Annotated in this window: 19 protein-coding genes; 9 read left to right on the top strand and 10 right to left on the bottom strand. The window is 57.3% G+C overall.

Going from position 1 to position 20,011, the window contains the following annotated elements:
* Positions 1-48 precede the first annotated feature (48 nt).
* Entirely contained in the window at positions 49-435 is a 387-nt protein-coding gene (locus ABWH92_RS07765) for a hypothetical protein (RefSeq protein ID WP_375573645.1), read from the bottom strand.
* 337 nt (positions 436-772) lie between these two features.
* Here ABWH92_RS07765 and ABWH92_RS07760 point away from each other — a divergent pair, with 337 nt between their 5' ends.
* Both ABWH92_RS07760 and ABWH92_RS07755 read left to right on the top strand, forming a co-directional pair.
* Complete coding sequence (locus ABWH92_RS07760; protein WP_375573644.1) at positions 773-1,261, top strand: Hsp20 family protein; 489 nt, start codon at positions 773-775, stop codon at positions 1,259-1,261.
* A gap of 130 nt (positions 1,262-1,391) precedes the next feature.
* Entirely contained in the window at positions 1,392-3,002 is a 1,611-nt protein-coding gene (locus tag ABWH92_RS07755) for a glutamate synthase-related protein (RefSeq protein ID WP_375573642.1), read from the top strand.
* A 36-nt stretch (positions 3,003-3,038) separates the two neighbouring features.
* Here ABWH92_RS07755 and ABWH92_RS07750 read toward each other — a convergent pair whose 3' ends face one another.
* Entirely contained in the window at positions 3,039-4,475 is a 1,437-nt protein-coding gene (locus tag ABWH92_RS07750) for an outer membrane beta-barrel protein (protein ID WP_375573640.1), read from the bottom strand.
* Positions 4,476-4,731: 256 nt separating this feature from the next.
* On the opposite strand from ABWH92_RS07750, the gene ABWH92_RS07745 reads away from it, so the two are divergent.
* Together ABWH92_RS07745 and ABWH92_RS07740 are read left to right on the top strand one after the other, a co-directional pair.
* A complete protein-coding gene (locus tag ABWH92_RS07745; RefSeq protein WP_375573638.1) occupies positions 4,732-5,502 on the top strand; it encodes a motility protein A in 771 nt (256 codons plus the stop codon).
* A 15-nt stretch (positions 5,503-5,517) separates the two neighbouring features.
* Positions 5,518-6,372: a flagellar motor protein MotB gene (locus ABWH92_RS07740; RefSeq protein ID WP_375573636.1), complete on the top strand. Its 855-nt coding sequence runs from the start codon at positions 5,518-5,520 to the stop codon at positions 6,370-6,372.
* Positions 6,373-6,397: 25 nt separating this feature from the next.
* Here the strand turns inward: ABWH92_RS07740 and ABWH92_RS07735 are convergent, their stop codons facing one another.
* From ABWH92_RS07735 to ABWH92_RS07725, 3 genes are all read right to left on the bottom strand, one after another.
* Positions 6,398-6,841, bottom strand: a complete 444-nt coding sequence (locus tag ABWH92_RS07735; protein WP_375573634.1) for an NfeD family protein — start codon at positions 6,839-6,841, stop codon at positions 6,398-6,400.
* 2 nt (positions 6,842-6,843) lie between these two features.
* Complete coding sequence (locus tag ABWH92_RS07730; RefSeq protein ID WP_375573632.1) at positions 6,844-7,809, bottom strand: SPFH domain-containing protein; 966 nt, start codon at positions 7,807-7,809, stop codon at positions 6,844-6,846.
* Between the two features lie 127 nt (positions 7,810-7,936).
* Entirely contained in the window at positions 7,937-8,509 is a 573-nt protein-coding gene (locus ABWH92_RS07725) for a TetR/AcrR family transcriptional regulator (RefSeq protein WP_375573630.1), read from the bottom strand.
* 76 nt (positions 8,510-8,585) lie between these two features.
* Here ABWH92_RS07725 and ABWH92_RS07720 point away from each other — a divergent pair, with 76 nt between their 5' ends.
* Together ABWH92_RS07720 and ABWH92_RS07715 are read left to right on the top strand one after the other, a co-directional pair.
* Positions 8,586-9,377 carry a crotonase/enoyl-CoA hydratase family protein gene (locus tag ABWH92_RS07720; RefSeq protein ID WP_375573628.1) on the top strand — a complete coding sequence of 264 codons (792 nt, stop codon included), beginning with the start codon at positions 8,586-8,588 and terminating at the stop codon, positions 9,375-9,377.
* A 96-nt stretch (positions 9,378-9,473) separates the two neighbouring features.
* Positions 9,474-10,538 (top strand): alpha/beta hydrolase, encoded by a 1,065-nt coding sequence (locus tag ABWH92_RS07715; protein ID WP_375573626.1) that lies wholly within the window; start codon positions 9,474-9,476, stop codon positions 10,536-10,538.
* Positions 10,539-10,559: 21 nt separating this feature from the next.
* On the opposite strand, the gene hemH is transcribed toward ABWH92_RS07715, so the two are convergent.
* Positions 10,560-11,705 (bottom strand): ferrochelatase, encoded by a 1,146-nt coding sequence (gene hemH / locus ABWH92_RS07710; RefSeq protein ID WP_375573625.1) that lies wholly within the window; start codon positions 11,703-11,705, stop codon positions 10,560-10,562.
* A 212-nt stretch (positions 11,706-11,917) separates the two neighbouring features.
* On the opposite strand from hemH, the gene ABWH92_RS07705 reads away from it, so the two are divergent.
* Entirely contained in the window at positions 11,918-13,432 is a 1,515-nt protein-coding gene (locus ABWH92_RS07705) for a bifunctional metallophosphatase/5'-nucleotidase (protein WP_375573623.1), read from the top strand.
* 64 nt (positions 13,433-13,496) lie between these two features.
* Here the strand turns inward: ABWH92_RS07705 and ABWH92_RS07700 are convergent, their stop codons facing one another.
* Complete coding sequence (locus ABWH92_RS07700) at positions 13,497-14,414, bottom strand: hypothetical protein (protein ID WP_375573621.1); 918 nt, start codon at positions 14,412-14,414, stop codon at positions 13,497-13,499.
* Positions 14,415-14,526: 112 nt separating this feature from the next.
* Entirely contained in the window at positions 14,527-15,219 is a 693-nt protein-coding gene (locus tag ABWH92_RS07695; protein WP_375573619.1) for an SDR family NAD(P)-dependent oxidoreductase, read from the bottom strand.
* Positions 15,220-15,326: 107 nt separating this feature from the next.
* Here ABWH92_RS07695 and ABWH92_RS07690 point away from each other — a divergent pair, with 107 nt between their 5' ends.
* Positions 15,327-15,713: a nuclear transport factor 2 family protein gene (locus ABWH92_RS07690; protein WP_375573617.1), complete on the top strand. Its 387-nt coding sequence runs from the start codon at positions 15,327-15,329 to the stop codon at positions 15,711-15,713.
* A gap of 219 nt (positions 15,714-15,932) precedes the next feature.
* Entirely contained in the window at positions 15,933-16,511 is a 579-nt protein-coding gene (locus ABWH92_RS07685) for an exopolysaccharide biosynthesis protein (protein ID WP_375573615.1), read from the top strand.
* Between the two features lie 104 nt (positions 16,512-16,615).
* Here the strand turns inward: ABWH92_RS07685 and ABWH92_RS07680 are convergent, their stop codons facing one another.
* Complete coding sequence (locus ABWH92_RS07680) at positions 16,616-18,970, bottom strand: TRAP transporter large permease subunit (RefSeq protein WP_375573613.1); 2,355 nt, start codon at positions 18,968-18,970, stop codon at positions 16,616-16,618.
* A gap of 60 nt (positions 18,971-19,030) precedes the next feature.
* Positions 19,031-19,942, bottom strand: a complete 912-nt coding sequence (locus ABWH92_RS07675) for a TRAP transporter small permease subunit (protein ID WP_375573612.1) — start codon at positions 19,940-19,942, stop codon at positions 19,031-19,033.
* Between the last annotated feature and the right edge of the window lie 69 nt (positions 19,943-20,011).

Raw genomic sequence — 20,011 nt, 5'->3', positions numbered from 1 at the left:
GGCGACCGTCTAAGCCCATTCTGGAATTCGGGGGGGGAAGGTCGGGTGTTACCCACGACCCCAACGCCAGATGATGTTGCCGTTGAACTTGTTGACGGCGATGCGGCGGTAACCGCGCTGGCCGCGAGCCTCAAACACATAAACGCGGTTGCGCTCACGCAGGAACGAGATGTCCCGGAAGCCCGCCTGGCGCAGAATGCGACGCGCCTGACGCGGACGGATCTGCTCGCGAACATGACGCGGTGGCTGATAGCGCGGCTGGTGGTAGCGCGGAGTGAAGTGGTGGCCGTTCGGGCCAAGCGTGAAGGTGCCTTGCGGCGTCGACCAGCTGAAGTGGAAGTTCGTCGCGTTGGCAACGTTAGCGCCGCCTGCGAGGGTACCGAAAGCCAGCGCACCGGCGATGGCGGTTTTCATCAGGGTTTTGCGATTGGTCATCATCGTCTCCTTAGAACCATCTGTGCTGGGCAGTGGTGGAAGCAGGTGGGGTTTGCCTCAGCGATGATCAGACACTAGCGACCGCCCCCTGAACCCATTTGGAAGCATGTGTTCATTTTCGGTTCAGGGAAAAAAGGCGGTGCAAAAAGGGGTTAGCAGGCCTGCAGAAAGGCCCCCCTTGAAAACAGCTCGTCCAATACGCAGCTATACTCTCGAAGGCGCCAAACGGGCCTTCAGCGCAGGTGACAGCAGCGATAGCCAGATGGGATCGCGACGCTCGTGACGAGCTCTGCCATCGGCGTAACCTTTCAACTGTTGCTTCTTATGGAGAACACACATGCGTGTTGATTATTCGCCCCTTTATCGTTCCACCGTCGGTTTTGATCGGCTCTTTTCCATGCTCGACCAGACGGTCTCAAACGAGACAAATTCTTATCCGCCCTACAACATTGAGCGCACCGGCGAGAACGCCTATCGCATTTCCATGGCGGTAGCCGGTTTCGGCCCCGATGAGCTGCACGTGGAAACCAAAAACCACACGCTGCATGTGCGCGGTGAAAAGGGTGCTGATGTGGCCAGCGACACCCGCGAGATCCTGTATCGCGGCATTGCAGCCCGAAACTTTGAGCGCCGTTTCCAGCTTGCCGACTATGTCGAAGTGAACGGTGCTTCAATGGAAAACGGCCTGCTTCACATTGAACTGAAGCGTGAGCTGCCTGAAGCCATGAAACCCCGCAAAATTGCGATTTCAAACGGCGCGAACGGCAAAGCCGAGACGGCTGCTATCGAGGTGGACACCGCAAGTGCCGACACCCAAAAGGGTTAAACAATCCAGACAGTAAGCCAGCTCCCTATGGCTTAATGAAGAAAGCCCGGCGGAAACGTCGGGCTTTTTAGTGGCTTGACCCCAACACCACACACGTCAAGGTGGTAGGTTGAAACGGGGGAACTAAGCCATGAAGAAGACAAATGTCGCGCGTTGGAGCGAACTGGCCGACCGCACACCAACCTATGCGCTGGTGGCTGATGTCGATCTTGTCATCGTCCGGTTCGATGACGAAGTCTCAGTGTTTTATGGGCGCTGCCTGCATCGCGGAGCTTTGATGGCCGATGGTTTCGTACGCGGCCAGAACCTTATCTGCGGTGTGCACGATTGGGATTACCGGCTCGACACTGGCATCTCAGAGTACGCCAATGAGGAGCAACTCCCCAAATTCTCCTCCTGGGTAGAGGGTGATGAGGTTTGCGTCGATGCGGATGAAATCAGCGCATGGGCACAAAAAAATCCGCAGCCCTTTAATCGTGATGCCTATCTTGGCCTCTATGCCGACACCTCTCATGGCACAGCCGAAGAGCCGCTGAACGGGCTTATTCAGCAATATGCACGCGATGGCCTATCAAAGACCGGCCACCATGGCATCGTCGAATCCATGGGGGTACCTCGCGAGCAGCTTCCCAGTTGGGACGATCTCCAGCTGCTCACCGCCCAGCTGCACAAGCCGCCATTGCTCGACGAGGACGCTGTTGGCACCGAGGTGGTAATTGGTCCAAACGCCCAAAAGCCGCTGCGCTTGAAGATACCCCTGTTTGTGTCTGACATGTCTTTCGGCGCCCTGTCCGAGCCGGCCAAAGTGGCCCTTGCTCGTGGTGCTGAACTGGCCGGAACCGGGATCTGTTCCGGCGAAGGCGGCATGCTTCCAGAGGAGCAGGAAGCAAACTCGCGCTACTTCTACGAACTGGCCTCTGCCCGCTTCGGCTTTGATTGGGAGAAGCTGGCCAATGTCCAAGCCTTTCATTTCAAAGGCGGCCAAGGCGCAAAAACTGGAACGGGTGGACACCTGCCTGGCGCAAAGAACCAGGGAAAAATCGCCGAGGTACGTGGAATAGCAGAAGGTGAAGACGCGATATCACCTCCGCGTTTCCCCGATTGGACGAAGCCATCGCAAATCAAAGCCTTTGCAGACGAGGTGAGAAGCCGGACCGGTGGCATTCCCATCGGCTACAAACTGTCGGCCCAACATATCGAAAAGGACATCGATGCCGCTCTGGAGGTTGGCGTGGACTACATCATCTTGGATGGCCGTGGTGGTGGCACGGGCGCCGCGCCCATCTTGTTCCGCGACAACATCTCTGTGCCGACCATCCCAGCGCTGGCACGCGCCCGCGCGCATCTCGATAGCCTTGGGCGTGAAGACGTGTCGCTTGTTATCACCGGGGGCCTGCGAAAGCCGGCCGATTTCATCAAGGCACTGGCACTGGGCGCCGACGCTATCGCGGTTTCCAACGCGGCGATGCAAGCCATCGGCTGCATCGCTATGCGCGCCTGCCACACCAACAACTGCCCGGTTGGGATCGCAACGCAAAAACCGCATCTGGTGAACCGCATAGTGGTGGAAAAGTCAGCGCGCCAGCTGACCAACTTCTTCGAAGCTTCGGTGGAACTCATGCAGGTGATGGCGCGGGCCTGCGGCCATGATCACTTGTCCAAGTTCAATCGCCATGATCTCACCACATGGAAGAAAGACATGGCCGCGCTATCGGGCGTTGCATATGGCGGGGTCAGCTAAGCGGTTTTATCTCGCTGCAACGATCCCAAACAGTGTTTAGCGCCGCAACGTCACGCCGGCTTGGGCGGTGAAGCGGTTGATATCGCCATCATCATCAGGCTCGTGTTCATAGGTGGTATCAAGACGGAACGCGACGATGGGTGACGCGCGCCAGGTCAGACCTGCGCGGCCGGAATAGGTGCGCGTTTCAGCATCAATTCCGCTGAACACCGTGTCATCAACACCAACACCCAAGCGCAGATCCACATTGCGTCGCAGGGCATGTGTCAGGCCCAGCTCTGCGGAACGATTGATGCCAACACCGGAGCCTGCACGAGTTGTCGGGTCAAGCTCGGTTTCCACATCAAGCGTTACGCTTGTCAGCGCAGTCACATCCCAGGTGAGAGATGCGGCAGCTGTAAGGGTGAGCACATCCTCCAGCTGATCGTCAGCAAATTGCTCGCCAGCAAAGCCAATAGAGGCCTCACCGCTGAGCGGTCCATCATCGGCAATCGTCAAGCCGCCGCGCAACCCGTAGCCCAGGCTGTTGCGCTCAAAACCATTGCGATCGACACGCTCGTCAAACCGCCGCAGACCAATCGTGCCTTCTACAAAGGGGCGCATGATCGGCCCAGGCGCTTGCGAGAGGCGCATGGTCAAGTCTCCATCGAAACGATTGCGATCCTCGTTGGATTGCACACCACCGCCTGCCAAATTGGTGTCGCTGAAAAGTGAGCGCGAGGCGTCCACCCCAAGGCTTGCCTCAACCGGACCAATGGTGCGCGCGACTGTGGCACCGACCTCAAACTCATGGGTGTCTGTGCTCCCATCAGCACCCGCAGCGGCGTTGTCATCGCTGTCAGGCTCTCCGGTCAGGGTGTAACCACCGCGCAACGTCACAGTGGTTTCCAGCCCGAGATCAAGACGCAACTCATTGTCGATGGCCAGCGAGCGACCAAGGTCGCGCCCATCGTCAACATACTCCAGCGAGCCGCGCAGACTGCCAGTCCACGCATGACGGCTCCAATCGCTCTCAACCGAAATCTCTGGCGACAGGGTGAGCGTGCGCACTTGGCGTGCATCCACCTCACTGTCGGTGTTGCTGTCATAACCGACAGCCAAATCAATCGCCGGAAACCAGGTTAGCGGGCCAGAACGAATACCAATTGGCGCGTAAGGGTCAGGAACATCAATACCTTGCTGCGTGGCAAGCTCAGGTGTCGGGGGCGTATCGACAGCACCCGTCACCAGATCAGTGTCAGGCAGAGAGAAACGGACAAGGTCATCTGCTCCAACAACTTGTTGGCCGGCAGACGCTTGACCCGTCAGATCAGGATCACCGCCGCTTTGGGAAACCGTTGCATAGCGATCACCAGCGTCCACTTCGCCCTGGCTCTGTGCTTGCGCAGGCTCAACGCCCATCAAGCCCAAAGGCACAATGGTCAGAGAGGCGAAGGCCCCAAAAACGATCAGAGAAGAGGAACGCACGCTCATACCAAAGGGCTGCTTTGCCGGGCACGCAACGCTCAAACGCTCGCACCAAAGAAGGGTTAAGCAACCTTAAACCGCTACGGTTAATGAGGTGTTGCTGCGCTGTTTACCGCGCACTAACCCTAAGTGCAGCTTTCGCAAACTCTGTGGTTTTTAACGCACGGCATTTAGCTCTCGTTTTCCATCGGCTGCCTACTCTGCACGCGAAAGGTGCAGTGGCTGACTGCACGTGAGAACAGCGCAAGGCCTGGGTGACCCCATGGATTTAGCAACGATTATCGGCATTTTGGCCGGAACCGCCGTCGTCCTGGTTGCGATGCTCCTAGGTGGCAGCATCGGACAGTTCGTCGATCTTCCCTCGATCCTGATCGTGATTGGTGGTGGGTTTGCCGCAACGCTTATTCGCTTTCCTCTGTCGGGCATCGGCCAGGCTTTGGTTATGGGTGGCAAGGCTGCTTTCACGCACAAGAAGGTTTCACCAAGCGAACTGGTTGAAGAAATCGCCAACCTCGGTGATGTGGTGCGCAAGAGCGGTCCCTTGGGTCTGGAGAATGTGGAAGTCTCCCACCCTTTGCTGCAAAAGGGCACACAATATGTCACCGACGGCTTTGAGCCAGCGTTTATTCGCGAGAGCCTGGAACGCGAGCGTGACCTGTCATTGGAACGGTTGGCCGAGGGCCAGCGCGTCTTCAAATCCCTTGGCGACGCTGCCCCAGCCTTCGGCATGATCGGAACGCTTGTTGGTCTGGTGCAACTGCTGGCCAACATGGATGACCCATCCACCATCGGTCCGGCGATGGCCATCGCGCTTTTGACCACCATGTACGGCGCTATTCTGGCCAACCTTGTCTGCCTGCCCATTGCCGACAAGCTGGAAGCCAAGTTTGCCGTGGACGAGGTCAACCTCTCGCTGGTGATCGATGGCGTCACGCAGATTCGCGAGAACAAAAGCCCGACACTTATCCGCGAAATGCTGTTGGCATACCTTCCGGAAAAAGCGCGCGCTGAACTGGCCGCTGAAGCAGCGTAAGCGGAGCGCAGAACGATGGCACGCAAAAAGGCATCCGGCGGCGGCGTCCCAGAATGGCTGGTCACCTTTGCTGACCTTATGTCCATTTTGGTGTGCTTCTTCGTGCTCATCATCTCCTTTTCCATTCAGGATCAGCAGAAGCTGCAAATTGTTGCCGGTTCCATGCGCGATGCTTTCGGCAGCCAGGAGATCATTCGCCGTTCCGGCATGATCGAGGTTGAGGGCGCACCACTTCGTGATTTCGTGCGTCGCGTCGGCATCGTTGAAACGCCAGAAGATTCTGAGTTCGCCAACGAGCGGCACGATATGCGACCGCTTCAGGGGCCTGAAGCGAACACGCATACTATCGAGCAAGCCGAGACGGAGATCCCGCGCCGCTTCGCCACGGCTGCTGCATCCCTGCGTCAAGCCTGGCAGGCACTGCCTGAGATCACCGAACTCTCCCAGCACATCATTCTGGAAGAGAATGAAGAGGGGCTGCATGTCTCGCTGGTCGATCAGGATGGCCGTTCCATGTTCCCAGAAGGGTCGAAGTATCCTTACGAAACAACACGGCTGCTGCTGGCTCAAATGGCCCCGACACTGCGCCAGTTCCCCTATCGCGTGCAGATCACAGGCCACACGTCGGCCTCGTCAGCACCGCCACTCAATCCCTCCTACACTGATTGGGAACTTTCAGCAGACCGCGCCAACGCTTCACGCCGTATCTTGCAAGACAATGGCGTTCCAGCCGAGCGCTTTGCTGGTGTCATCGGCCGCGCCGACAGTGAACCGTTGTTTACCAATGATCCGGCACTTCCGGCCAACCGTCGCGTGACGATCTTGCTGATGCGCGAAGAGCCACCGATCCCGCACGATCACTCGCCCTAACCGGCTTACCTGAAAAAGCAGAGAGTTAAACCGCTTCCACCTGCAGTGTCGCACCACGCGCATCAGATACACGCACGCGTGTACCGGCCGGCAAGTCTGGCCCCTCAACACGCCACATCGTATCGCCAAGCTTGACTCGGCCTCTGCCGCCGACGAGCGGCTCTTCCAACGTGATCTCGCGTCCCAGGTAGGATTTGCCGCGCTCATTAAGGCCCGGCGCATCGGTTGTTTCATCGCCTTGGCGTGCAAAAAAGCGGCGGCCTGCAATGATTGATGTGAGCGCAAAGACCGCGAACAGGATCAGCTCGACTTGCCAACTCATATCGTTGAAAAAGGCCACCAATCCAACGGCAATAGCGGCAATGCCAAGCCACATGAAAAACACCCCGGGGGCAAGCAACTCCAAGCCCAGAAGGGCGACGCCGAGCGTGATCCAAGTCCACTCACCCAGTTGCGAGAACGATTCCATGGTCAGCTCCCACCCGACTTACGATCGGTTTGATCGCCCAGGGCAGCTTTGGCGATCTCGCCAATACCAGCCACCGAGCCGATAACTGAGGCCGCCTCAAGCGGGATCATCAACGTTTTCTGGTTCGGTGAAGCAGCAATCTCGCCGAGAACCTTCACATACTTCTCAGCCACAAAATAGTTCACAGCTTGAGCCGAGCCGCTCTCGATAGCGGTGGATAGCATCTCGGTGGCTTTGGCATCGGCTTGAGCAAGGCGCTCACGAGCCTCAGCATCGCGAAAAGCGGCTTCCCGGCGACCTTCGGCTTCCAGCACCAGAGCTTGTTTCTCACCATCAGCACGCAAAACCTCTGCCTGGCGCAAGCCTTCCGCCTCCAGAACCGCAGCGCGCTTGTCACGTTCAGCCTTCATCTGGCGCGCCATGGAATCCACCAGATCGCGTGGAGGATCAATATCCTTGATCTCAATGCGAGTGATTTTCACGCCCCACGGATCAACGGCAGCATCGACAACGCGCAGCAAGCGAGCGTTGATCTCATCGCGGTTGGAGAGCAGCTCATCAAGCTGCATGGAGCCCATGACCGTGCGGATGTTGGTCAGCGTTAGATTGATGATCGCGTTTTCTAGTCCAAGCACCTCATAGGCCGCACGTGGAGCGTCCAGCACCTGATAGAACGTCACACCATTCACCGTCACCGTGGCGTTGTCTTTGGTGATGACCTCTTGGCTTGGAACATCCAGAACCTGCTCCATCATGTTGATGCGCGCGCCAATCTGATCAAAAAACGGCACGATGAGATTGAGGCCTGGGCGGAGCGTTTTTGTGTAACGGCCAAACCTTTCAACCGTGTAGTTGAACCCCTGCGGCACCTGCTTGATGCCCATAAAAATGAGGGCAATAATGAGTGCCAGCAAGACGATGATGACAATGTCAAAACCGCCAATAGGAAGGTTTGGGAAGGAATTCATAGGTTTCACCTGCCAAGATTACGAACGCTTGCCCCTGCGTTTACATGTGCCCGATCGGATCAATGCGCAAGCTTGAACTTTGGACGCACGACAATCTGCAAGAGCGTCAAGAGCGCTTGAGTGGGGCTTAAGACGCGCGCGCTACCATTGAGGCAGCCGCCTGCCCAGCCGCTTCAATGTAAGCGGGATCGTGATGAACCAGCACCGTTGAGAACGCTCCATCCATCAACAAAACCACGTGACGGGCCAACGCATGGGGATCTTGAACACTCTCTTCAACAAATGTTTCGGCAAGCCACGCCTCGAACTTCTTCTTGTGTAACGCGCCAACTTTCATCGCTGGGTGCCCAGGCATATTGGCCAGTTCAGCGGCCGTGCGCAGAAAGCCACACCCCTTCCATTTCGGGTGGCGTGCAGCATCAGCCAGCCGATCGAACATCGCTTGAACCTTACCCGATAGCCCACCCTCAGCCTCATCAAACCAGGCCTTAAACAGTGCCAAATTGGGCTGATCGCGCGAGGCCAGATAGGCCTCGATCAGATCGTCTTTGCTTTTGAAGTGGTAGTAGAGCGTTTTCTTCGTGATCCCAGCCTTGGCGGCAATTGCATCCACGCTGACGGCGCGAATTCCTTCGCCGTAGAACAGGCTGTTGGCGGCATCTAGAATGCGCTCTTTGGCAGGTCGATTGGGTCTTGGCACCAGGCATGTATACTACTCAGTGAGTATACGTCAATTTTGATGCCCCCTATGGTCTCCTCAACCAAAGGAGACCTTGATGAGTGATCTAATCATCCAACGCAGAGAGGGCGCGATCGCGCTCCTCACCTTCAACCGTCCAGAGAAGCTCAACGCCCTCAACTATGCTCTCAACGATCAGTTGCTGACGCTGCTCGACAACATCGAGCGTGATCAATCGGTGCACGCGCTTGTGCTAACCGGCGCCGGTGAACGGGCCTTTTCCGCCGGTGGTGATATTCATGAGTTTGCCCGAAGCATCAAAGCTGGCGTCGACGTCGCGGTGACTGACTTTTGCAAGCGCGGGCAAGCCATGACGGCCCGCTTAGAAAGCTTTCCCAAGCCCATTATTGCAGCGGTCAACGGCATCGCCTTCGGTGGAGGCTGCGAGATCACCGAAGCTGTGCATTTGGCAGTGGCCAGCGAACAAGCCGTTTTCGCCAAGCCGGAAATCAACATCGGTATTCCGCCAACCTTTGGAGGCACGCAGCGTCTCCCGCGCCTGGCCGGGCGCAAACGCGCCCTGGAACTGCTCCTGACAGGTGATCGTTTTTCACCTCAGCGCGCCTATGAGATGGGTTTGATCAACAAGGTGGTGCCACATGACCGGCTTTTGCCGGAAGCATTCGCCATGGCCGAACGGATCCTACAACACTCGCCCATAGCCGCCGCACGCATCATCACGGCGGTGACGCGCGGTATCAACACAACCATTGATGAAGGGCTCATGATTGAGCGCGAGCAGTTCGCGCGTATGGCGGTCACGAACGATGTTCATGAGGGACTTGATGCCTGGATCGCACGCCGCACGCCAAACTACAGCGGGACCTAACCGCCGAGCAGACGCAGAGCGCTCCCTAAGGCGCGGCCCTTGTTGCAGCACAAATGAATGCCCACCTCTCCTAAGGGAAAGAAGGGGACAACCGCTATGCCAAGACTGCTCTTCGCTCTGTTGCTGCTGGTAGGGGCAACATTCGCACCTGCAACCAGCATTGCCCAAACCACAGGACAGATCGTTGAGGTGGCGGTGCCAGCGCCGTCGTTCTCAGGCAATCTGCTTGGAACACCAGATACGCAGAACGCCGCGATCTATCTGCCGCCAAGCTATGATCAGGAACCCCAAAGCAGATACCCCGTCATCGTGCTGTTGCACGGCATCTTCGACGATTATGGCGTTTGGCTGGAGAATGTCGGCGTACCCGGCATACTTGATCGGCTGATCGCAACAGGTGACGTTCCCGAACCCATCGTCGTCATGCCCAATGGCGGCAACCGATATGGCGGCGGCTTCTATCGCAACTCGTCGGTCAGTGGAGATTGGGCCGACTATATCGCAGAGGATCTGCTTGGTTTCGTCGACGAGAACTTCCGCACCCTTGTAAGCGAGGAGAGCCGCGCGATTGTCGGGCATTCCATGGGAGGTTACGGCGCTATTAACCTTGCCATAACCCGCCCGGGATTGTTCTCAACGGTTTGGGCGATGAGCCCTTGCTGTCTGGCGGCCACCGAGGATCTGAGCTTCGGCAACGATGCCTGGAAGCGCGCTGCCGCTGTCTCAAATGCCGAGGACGTTCAGCAGCTGATCGACGCTAATGATTTCTTCCCCATCGCGTTCTTGGGCCTCATCACGGCTTTCAGTCCCGCGCCGGATGCAGCACCGATCCACGCAGACTTCCCTTTTGAAGTGGTCAGGGGGGAGGTCATCCTGGATGGACCCGCCTATGATCGCTACTTGGATGCTTTCCCGGTCCGTCAGATCAGCCAGGCTCGAGAAAATCTGCGCGATCTAAGAGGGTTGGCTCTGGATGTTGGTCTCGACGATCAGTTTTTGCACATCCCGACTGGCGCGCTCGCGCTGTCACAGCAGCTTGGCGAAGAACGGATTCCCCACCGTTTGGACGTTTATGACGGGGATCACCGCCAACAGGTGAGCGAACGGCTTGAAACCGTTGTCCTACCTTGGGTTGGCGGACGGTTGGAGGCACCGCAATAGTCCAATGGGGTTGGGAAAGCTCTACTTCACCCAGCCCTGCAACTCGCGACGGGTCAGCGCCTCAATGACACGCATGCCGTTTTCGCTGTCGTTAAGGCACGGAATGTAGCTGAAGTTCTCACCGCCATGTTCTTCAAAGATTTCATGGGCTTCCATGGCGATCTCTTCCAGCGTTTCCAGACAGTCTGAAACAAAGCCCGGGTTGAAGACGGCAATGTTTTTCACGCCTTCGCTGGCAAGCTTTTCCACCGTCTTGTCAGTGTAGGGCTGTAACCACTCTTCAGGGCCAAACCGCGACTGGAAGCACGTCATCAAACGGCCCTTCTCCCAGCCAAGCCGCTCTTCCAAAAGGCGCGAGGTCTTTTGGCAATGACAATGGTACGGGTCACCTTTGGCGAAATAGCTTTCCGGAATGCCGTGATAGGAAGCGATCACCTTTTCTGGCTCAAAATCCAAGGTCGCCAAATGCGCTTCAATCGAGCGCGCCAACGCATCGATGTAGACCGGCTCGTCATGATAAGCCGGCACCGTGCGGATCGCAGGCTGCCAACGCAACTTTATAAGGTGCTCAAAGGCCTTGTCGTTCACCGTGGCCGTCGTTGCCGATGCATATTGTGGATAGAGCGGGAACAGCAGAATACGGTCACAGCCTTCGGCCCGTAACGCTTCGATGCGGCTGGCGATGGATGGATTGCCGTAGCGCATGCCCCAGTCCACCACGACATTTTCGTGATCGGCAAGCGCTTCGCTCAATAGGTCAGACTGTGAGCGCGTGTAGGTGCGCAGGTAGCTCTCATCCAGCTCTTCATTCCAGATGGTCGCATAGTCTTTGCCCTTGCGACCCGGGCGCACCATCAAGATGATACCGTAAAGGATGGGATACCACAGCGCCTTCGGCCACTCGATCACGCGACGATCTGTCAGAAACTCCGCCAGGTACCGTCGCATCGGCCAATAGTCCGTTGCATCCGGCGTACCCAGATTAACCAGCAACACACCCACTTTGCCAAACTTGATCGGTGGATGACCGTCAGGCAGCACCGAGTTTTCACGCGAGCGATTGGGCTCAGCAGGTGCAATGGTTGCATCGGCGAACGCTTTATAATCCTGCGTGTTCACGTTGGGGAACTCCTCACGGCCTGTCCGGGCAGATTGTCTTTGGTGCATAAGCATAGTCCCATACGTGGCAGCAAGGCATTTGGATGGATCAATCGCCGCACATTGCCATTGATATCAAGCAATCGTCACGTCTGTGGGCTCGGTAAAAGCGACGCTTGCGGCGCGACACAAATCTGTCATGCTGGTGTCACACTGGGGCGAGACAGCTCTGGCAAGACATACCCAACCATTCCTATCACGCGCCTTGAGGGAGGCTTTTCATGCACCATACTCCAACCCGTCTGTTGGCCACGCTCGGTCTTACGACCGCTCTGCTGGCAGCGCCCGCGTTCGCGCAGGACTCAACCACAGTCAATGTGACGTTCCTGCTGGTGAACGATGTCGATACAGTCGACAACATGTCCGATCAGGGCGGCTTTGGGCGTCTTGCAACCGTTGTCGCAGAAGAGCGCGCCGCCAATGAAAATCTGGTGTTTGCCGTCGCTGGCGATGTCATTTCGCCATCCCTACTCTCCTCATTTGATCAGGGCGAGCACATCACCGAACTGTTCAACATGATTGGGCCGGACATCTTTGTGCCTGGCAATCATGAGTACGACTTCGGAGAAGAGATTTTCCGCACCCGTATGGCCGAGCTAGATGCACCTCTGCTCGCTGCCAATTTGCGCAATGAAGATGGCACCGTGCTTGATGGCTTCGCAGACACCATGATGATAGATGTCGATGGGTTCATGATCGGCATCATCGGCCTAACGGCTGAGGACGCTGTGGTGAAATCATCGCCGGAAACACTGCAACTGGGCGGCGCACTTGAAGTTGGCCTGGAGCAGGCCGCAGCATTGCGCGATGCTGGCGCAGACATGATTGTCGCGGTGACGCACAACCATGTCGGCATCGACCATGAAATGTACAACACCGGCGAGTTTGATCTCATCCTCTCCGGCGATGATCACGATTTGCGCATTGAGTACAATGGCCGCACGGCCCTGGTGGAATCGCGTGAGCAGGCTGACTACGTGACCGCCATCGACGTGACCGCGACCATCCGTGATGGCGACCGCCGCCGTGTGGGTTGGGAGCTTGGCTTCCGTCCGATCTCAACACTCGGCATGGATCAAGAGCCGACAGTTCAGGCGCGGGTGGACGAGTTCAACGCTATTCTCGATGAAGAGTTGAACGTTACCATCGGTTCGATCACTGCTGAGCTCGATTCCCGCAGGGCTTCTGTGCGTTCCGGTGAAGCAACAATGGGCAACCTGGTCGCCGATGGCATGCGTGCTGCTGTTGGCGCCGATATCGCCATCACCAACGGTGGCGGCATCCGTGCCGACAAAGTCTATGAGCCAGGCAGCGAAATCACGCGCCGTGATATCCTGTCAGAACTGCCGTTCGGCAACGTCAACATCATGATCGAACTGACCGGTGCTGAAGTGCTGGCTGCCTTGGAAAACGGCTTCAGCCGCGTGGAAGACGTGTCGGGCCGCTTCCCGCAAGTCTCAGGCATGATGATTGAGGCGGACATCACACGCGAGCCTGGCGACCGCGTAACCTCAGTCATGATTGGCGACGCACCGCTGGACATCGATGCAACCTACACCGTGGCCACCAACGACTTCATGGGTCGCGGTGGTGATGGCTATTCGGTGTTTGCCGATGCTCCACGCATTGTGCGCGAAGAAGATGCCAAGCTGATGGCCAACGATGTCATGGTGCATGTTCGTGAGCTTGGCGAATTCGCGCCAGCGATCGACGGCCGCATCACCTTGACCCGATAACGGTAACACCCGTCAAAACGACGAAAGGCCGGGAGCAATCCCGGCCTTTTTGTTTGAGGGCCTGCTAAGCCGCCATCATCGCAAAAGTACGGCCCGTGTTGCCAAACCGACCGGGCGCCAAGCGCTCAAGCTGCGGTCGCAGACCGGTCAAAGCCTCAAAGCGCGCCAACACATCCTCATCAATCCAGTCACCGGCCTCGGTCTCAACCTGCAGAATGGGTTGAGCCTGATCTTCCGCGTGGGCGATCAACCGCGCGTCGAGCACATCCTCATGGTCACTGACAAGCTGGGCGATGTCACGCGCTTGCACCTTATGCTCCTGAACGGTGGCCACCGGCTGAGCAAAACCCAACCAGCCCTGAAGGCCCGGTGTACGATAGCGGTGTGGTACCTGTTCGAGCGCAGAGAGAACGCCTGTGCGTAGCGGAGCATCATTGGCCGCCGGGTCATCAAGAAGCACTTCGCCCACCATGCCGTGTGGCACTTCACTATCTCCGCCTGGCTGAACGATCGCGACATCGATGTCTCCAAGCAAAACATAGGCGTCCTCGCGCGCTTGGCGCAAGGCATAGGGGCCAAAATCAGGGTCCGTCATGGCGTCGCACATCGCAATACCGTGTTGGGCTGCGACCGTGTGCACGATGGGAAACACGGCTCCGCCACCCACCAAAGCATGCGTGAGAACAGGCGCGTAGCCAGCTTGGCAAAGTGCGAACAAACGATCAGGCGAACCAACGAAACAGGTTGCGACAACACTCTCGTCTGTCAGCATCTGCTCGCCGCTGATAGGCTGTGCACCCAGTTCGCGGAGGGCTTGGTCGGTCATCGCCTGAAGCGCGCCATAGGCCGGGCCGAACCCGTTCAGCACAACCATCCCCGATCCAATACCCGCCATCTCCAGCGCAGCTTTCATGCGCGCAACAGCACGGCTGGACGGGTTATCGACCAAGGCTTCAGCCTGGCTCCACGCTTCCTGACTCATGAAACGCTCAACTCCACACAACGCAACTTTCGCGTTCAGTGTCGCCGCAAAGCCTTACCAAGAGGTGGATTGAAATTAACCTTTGTGGCGAGGCGCTCTACGCACCCTGAAGTCACTCATCCCAAGGAATAGGCCGACGGTCGCGGAAAATACGTCCAGATGGTCCACCTTCGGGAAGCGTGGCCAGAAACAGAGCGGTGTCCGCGCCCTCTTCTGGCGTGCGGTCAGCGCCCACTCCGCCCATATCGGTACGCACCCATCCTGGACACATCGCGTTGACCAGCACGCCGCGCCCTGCTTCGCGCGCCGCTTTTATGGTGATCGCATTCAAGAACGCCTTGGTGATGCCATAAGCACTCGGCCCCAATCCATTCAGAGACCCCCAACCGGATGACACATTGACCACACGGCCATAGCCGCGTGCCGCCATACCCGGCATCAACTCACGCATGAGTTGCAAGGGGCCAAGGGCATTGACCCGCGTTGAAGCCTCAACATCGTCCCAGGGCATGGTGAGCAGGTCACCATCAGGCAAGATACCGGCATTGTTGACCAACACATCAATGGGCACCTGATTACGGGCAAGCTTGGCAAGCCCTTGGCGGATCGACACCGGGTCGGCGACATCCATCATCATGGACCGTGCTTCAACCCTGTGCTGGCGATGGAGGCTCAGCACCAACTCACCCAGCGTTGCGCCGTCACGGCCAACCAAAACCACGTTCAAGCCTTCGGCAGCCAAACCTTCAGCAATGGCTTTGCCAATCCCACGATTGGCGCCAGTCACAAGAGCGGTTCGGTTCATCAAAAGCTCTCCCTATTTGTTGTTGGTAAGCGCCACCATTGATGCCGATCAACGCCCATCGCCTCTTTGATTGGCATTGAAGCGCACCCAAAACAAGGAGCAATACCTTGACCGAGAAACACCCTAATGTGGCCCTGTTGGAGACGTTGAATCCGCGCGACCTTGCCTCAGCTAAAGAGCTGTTTTCACCTGATGTGGTCTGGCATTACGTTAATCCCAACCTTCCGGAGATGGAGGGAGCTTACAAGGGACTTGAAGGCATACGCGATTTTTTCGAGCGCCTCGGTGAGAAATCTGATGGCACCTTCACTGTGCAGCCGATTTCAGCAACCGCACACGGCGACGAACTGGTGGTCACACACACCAAGAACACGATGACCATGGACGGCGAAACCTTCGCCATCCATGCGGTGGTTGTGTGGCGCTTTGTCGAAGGGCGCATTGTTGAGGCTTGGGATTTCCCATCCGCTTACACGCTGGCCGAGCTGACTTAAACTGAGCGAGTGCGTGGCTGTAATCGCGAGTTTCGCCGCCTCCTCAATGCCGGTGACAAAAGCGATGCAGCTCATGAGTTCAAGCCTTGTAAAGACAAGACCGGTCTACACATAAGCTCAAAACATTGGGTTGGCCCTCAAGCTTCGCCCGACCCGCCGCAGCTTTCAGCAGCAACGCAACATCACCGACGCGGTGACGCGCGCGTGACAGGACCATCTATGACGCATGCGCCTGCCAGCCTGTTGGAGATTGTTGATCGCGTTGTCGCAGCAGCAGAACCCGATGTCATCGACATCGACAGCGTGCTGAAATCAGTTGGGCGAGCAAGCTTCACACCCATTCTGTTGTTGCCCGCCGTGGCCGTGGCAACACCGCTGAGCGGCATTCCGTTTTTCTCGTCCTTGATGGGCATCATCATTGCCCTTGTGTCGGCGCAGATGCTGTTGCGGCGCCGCCATCTTTGGCTGCCATCCTGGTTGCTAAAACGTCAGGTCAATGGAAAAACCGTCCGCGATGCATTCCTTAGCGCCCGACCAGTTTTGGCATGGGTTGATGGCCATACCACCCAGCGCTTTCGTGCCTTTGTTCGACGCCCACTGATCTTCATTCCGCAATTGCTTTGCCTGATATCGGGCTTGATGATGCCGTTTTTGGAGTTTGTGCCATTCTCCTCATCAGCTCTTGGCGTGGGCGTCACTTTGCTTGCGCTCGGCATGCTTGCCCGTGATGGCGCTATCATCTGTATCGGTCTTCTGCCCTACGGCGTAGTGATTGGACTCATCATCCACTTTCTGTAAGAGGCTTCACAACGGACTGGCTGATTCAGCCAATACCCCAAGCCAACAAAAAAGCCCCGAAAATCGTCGCGATCTTCGGGGCTTTGCGTGAAGGTTTGTCCAGCCTAGTTGAGCAGATCCGGCAGGATCGTCACGATGCCGGGGAAGAGCCATAACAGCCCAAGTGCCAGCACTTGGATGCCCACGAATGGCAGCACCCCTCGATAGATATTGCCAGTGGTCACAGATGGTGGCGCGACACCGCGCAGATAGAACAGCGCAAAACCAAACGGCGGTGTCAGGAACGAGGTTTGCAGGTTCACCGCGATCATGATCGTTACCCAAGCGGGATCAAGCGTGCCGCCATAGATCACCGGCCCAACGATCGGGATCACAATGTAGATGATCTCCAAGAAGTCGAGCACAAACCCCAGAACAAACAGGATGAGCATGACGATGAGGAAAACCACCAGCTCATTGTCAAAGGCTCGAAGGAACTGCTGGATGTAGTGCTCACCACCGAAAGAAATCAGCACCAGGTTGAGCAGCTGACTGCCGATCAGGATGGTGAAAACCATCGAGGTAACTTTGGCCGTCTCGCGCACCACCGGCGAGAGAACATTGCCGCGGAAGAGAACCCAGCAGCTGTAAAGCAGCCCTAGGAACGCAAAGTGGTAGGCACCCTGCGCAAGCACGTAGGCAACCCAGTCTTCAAAGGCGACCGATTCACGCGTGATGCGCAGGTCGAAATTGACACCCAGCAGGATCATAACCACCAGCGCCAAGCTGGAGTAGATGACGATTTTGGACTTACCGTCTTCTTCCTTCAGCTTGCGGAACGCCGCCAGCATGATCGCACCAGCAGCACCTAGGGCAGCTGCTGGTGTTGGGTTGGTAATCCCGCCAAGGATCGAGCCGAGCACAGCAACGATCAGAACCAGGGGCGGGAAAACAACCCGCAAAAGCTCATTCTGCGCCAAGCGGCCCATCGCTTCACGGGCGCCATAAAGGGCCAGCAAAGCTGGGATTGCCAAGATCATGAACTTTGCGCCAGGCCCGGTGAGCGGACTGATGAACAAGGCATCAAGGACAAAGGCCAAGACAACGCCCACCCCGCCGATAATCAGTGGCGTTGCGCTGGCGCTGGCAGAGACCCCGCGCGCGATGATCAGAATAAGCGCCAACAGAACAAAGATGGTGGTGACACCTGAACCGATCGGGGCGGTGTTCTCCAGCGCCTCAGCACGCGCAACTGCCATTTCTTCTTCAGAGCGCTCATGGGCTTCTTCGCCACCACCTGACGCCTGGATGGCGGCACGTTCTTCAACAGCCCGGTCCCAAGCGTCCTGACCGTGCAATTCGATCATCGCTTCCTGGCATTGCGGAGAAACATTGGTGCGCAGGCTCGCCACTTCACCGCCATCGGAGAAATTCGAGACGGAGAACGATTGGCTACCGATCATCCCGCCGCTGACAGCAAGGCCCACGGCAAAGAGCAGGCCAAGCGGTGCGGCCAAGAACCATGTCATGCCGCGGCGACGGCCAATGGCTTCAGATGTGTTGCCGCCACCAAGCTCCACCGCTGGCGCTTTGTCTGGGTTCACCAGCGCAAAGCCAAAGGCGTAGACGCCATAGAGCATCGCGATGAAGATGCCAGGAATAAGAGCGGCCTGGAACAGCGTACCCACAGAGAGCACAGCTGGTTCGCCGAGATAGGTCAGCGCATCTGTACACCCGGCGAGCTGGGCGCGGGTTTCTTGACCGGCCGCATAAAGGTCACCCACCAGCGTGCCAAGAAGAACGATCACGATGGATGGCGGAATGATCTGGCCAAGCGTACCAGAGGCCGCAATCACGCCGGTCGCAAGCTCCGGAGAATAGTTGTTGCGCAGCATCGTAGGCAGCGCAAGCAGACCCATGGTCACCACGGTGGCCCCAACAATGCCGGTTGAGGCAGCAAGGAACGCCCCCACCATGACAATGGAAACAGCCAGACCGCCAGGCAGTGGGCCAAACACGCGGGCCATGGTTGTCAGAAGGTCTTCAGCGATCCGCGAACGCTCAAGCGTGATGCCCATCATCACGAACATGGCCACAGCCAGCAGAGTCTCAATAGACTGACCGGCGATCACACGCTCATTCATCCGGTTGACGATAAAGGAGATATTGCGCTCCATCGCCAACTGCCAACCGCCCGGGAAGACCGGTTCCTCTATCCTCGGTAAGTCCGGGTATCGGAAGATGGATATCGAGTCGCGCACCACCCCCTCGGCAACCAACGCTCGGTAGGGATCAGAACTGGTGTCGATGGCCTGATGTATCAGCAGGCCTGCGGAGTCGAGCCCTGCAATGATCGCAAAAGAAATCACCCCGGCCCCAGCGATGGAAAATGCCACTGGGAAGCCGGTCAAAATGGCTGCGAACAATGTCAGGAAGACAATGATCAGGCCGACTTCGACCCCGTCCAATCCAAAAAGCATGGTGTTGCCTTACCCCCTAGTCGCGCGTGGCGACCAAACTACTCAAATACCAGCGCTCAATCAGGTTGAGCCGGAATGGGCCTCGTGCGCGAACTCTTCGGCTTCGTCGCCCATCACATCCTTGTCGAGATACTTGCCCGCACTCTCCTCGCCCTCGACATACTCAAGGTAAGAGCGCCAGAAAAACGCCATCGCGTGGATCAGCACCAGCACACAGAATGCAACCAGCAGAACCTTGAAGAGGAAGTAGGCGTTGAAGCCGTTAGGGCTGAAGCCGATGGTCTCCACGTTCCAACGCAAAATGCGGGCCTGCATCAGCATGCGATCAAGCGTGCTGGAGGCCGAAGGATTGGGCACCACCAAATGGCGCCACATGAAAAACCAGGCGTAAAGATAGGTGATCAGCGTCGCCGGGATCATGAAGAACAGACACCCGAACATATCGATCAGTCGTTTTGTACGATGAGACACCGCCGAATAAACAAGGTCCACGCGCACGTGGCCGCCTTGAACAAACGTGTAGGTACAGCACAGACAGACGATCATGGCGTTGTAGAGCTTCAGTTCTTCAGACCACCAGCTCAAATCTTGACTGAAAGCGGTACCCAAAGGGCCAAGCTGAATTTCAGCGACGCGAAAAATACGCTGCAGGAAAACGATCATCACCTGCTGCAGCACCATGATGAGACCAACCCAGGCGGCGGTGCGCCCTACCAAATTGGCAAACGTTTCCAGACCGCGCACGCAGCCCCAAAGAATCTCGCGTTTCCAAAACATTCCCAGTGCAGTGATGACCAGAAACGTTGTGAGCATGACGAAGAAAAATTCGATCGACCCGCCATAGTAAATGAAGCGCACCAGCGCTTCAGGGTCGGCCCAGTTCAGCCAAGCTTGCGGATTGATAATCGCCAGAAACAGATGGTACGGCGCCAACGCAATGTTGGTGACAACCCAGACGATGAAATCGATCATACCAATGTACCCCGTGCGCGCGTCCCCAAAGGTATCCCAGCGGTGGGATCATGTGCGCGTCACCTCTGC

The sequence above is a fragment of the Ahrensia marina genome (assembly GCF_042140245.1).
Lineage (GTDB): Bacteria > Pseudomonadota > Alphaproteobacteria > Rhizobiales > MH13 > MH13.
Note: the sequence above shows the minus strand (reverse complement) of the source record. Positions and strands in the feature narration are given on the sequence as shown.

Bases quoted from the DNA above. Each gene is read 5' to 3' on its own strand.
- ABWH92_RS07765 (WP_375573645.1), bottom strand. From the start codon at position 435: ATGACCAATCGCAAAACCCTGATGAAAACCGCCATCGCCGGTGCGCTG.
- ABWH92_RS07760 (WP_375573644.1), top strand. From the start codon at position 773: ATGCGTGTTGATTATTCGCCCCTTTATCGTTCCACCGTCGGTTTTGAT.
- ABWH92_RS07755 (WP_375573642.1), top strand. From the start codon at position 1,392: ATGAAGAAGACAAATGTCGCGCGTTGGAGCGAACTGGCCGACCGCACA.
- ABWH92_RS07750 (WP_375573640.1), bottom strand. From the start codon at position 4,475: ATGAGCGTGCGTTCCTCTTCTCTGATCGTTTTTGGGGCCTTCGCCTCT.
- ABWH92_RS07745 (WP_375573638.1), top strand. From the start codon at position 4,732: ATGGATTTAGCAACGATTATCGGCATTTTGGCCGGAACCGCCGTCGTC.
- ABWH92_RS07740 (WP_375573636.1), top strand. From the start codon at position 5,518: ATGGCACGCAAAAAGGCATCCGGCGGCGGCGTCCCAGAATGGCTGGTC.
- ABWH92_RS07735 (WP_375573634.1), bottom strand. From the start codon at position 6,841: ATGGAATCGTTCTCGCAACTGGGTGAGTGGACTTGGATCACGCTCGGC.
- ABWH92_RS07730 (WP_375573632.1), bottom strand. From the start codon at position 7,809: ATGAATTCCTTCCCAAACCTTCCTATTGGCGGTTTTGACATTGTCATC.
- ABWH92_RS07720 (WP_375573628.1), top strand. From the start codon at position 8,586: ATGAGTGATCTAATCATCCAACGCAGAGAGGGCGCGATCGCGCTCCTC.
- ABWH92_RS07715 (WP_375573626.1), top strand. From the start codon at position 9,474: ATGCCAAGACTGCTCTTCGCTCTGTTGCTGCTGGTAGGGGCAACATTC.
- hemH (WP_375573625.1), bottom strand. From the start codon at position 11,705: ATGCACCAAAGACAATCTGCCCGGACAGGCCGTGAGGAGTTCCCCAAC.
- ABWH92_RS07705 (WP_375573623.1), top strand. From the start codon at position 11,918: ATGCACCATACTCCAACCCGTCTGTTGGCCACGCTCGGTCTTACGACC.
- ABWH92_RS07700 (WP_375573621.1), bottom strand. From the start codon at position 14,414: ATGAGTCAGGAAGCGTGGAGCCAGGCTGAAGCCTTGGTCGATAACCCG.
- ABWH92_RS07695 (WP_375573619.1), bottom strand. From the start codon at position 15,219: ATGAACCGAACCGCTCTTGTGACTGGCGCCAATCGTGGGATTGGCAAA.
- ABWH92_RS07685 (WP_375573615.1), top strand. From the start codon at position 15,933: ATGACGCATGCGCCTGCCAGCCTGTTGGAGATTGTTGATCGCGTTGTC.
- ABWH92_RS07680 (WP_375573613.1), bottom strand. From the start codon at position 18,970: ATGCTTTTTGGATTGGACGGGGTCGAAGTCGGCCTGATCATTGTCTTC.
- ABWH92_RS07675 (WP_375573612.1), bottom strand. From the start codon at position 19,942: ATGATCGATTTCATCGTCTGGGTTGTCACCAACATTGCGTTGGCGCCG.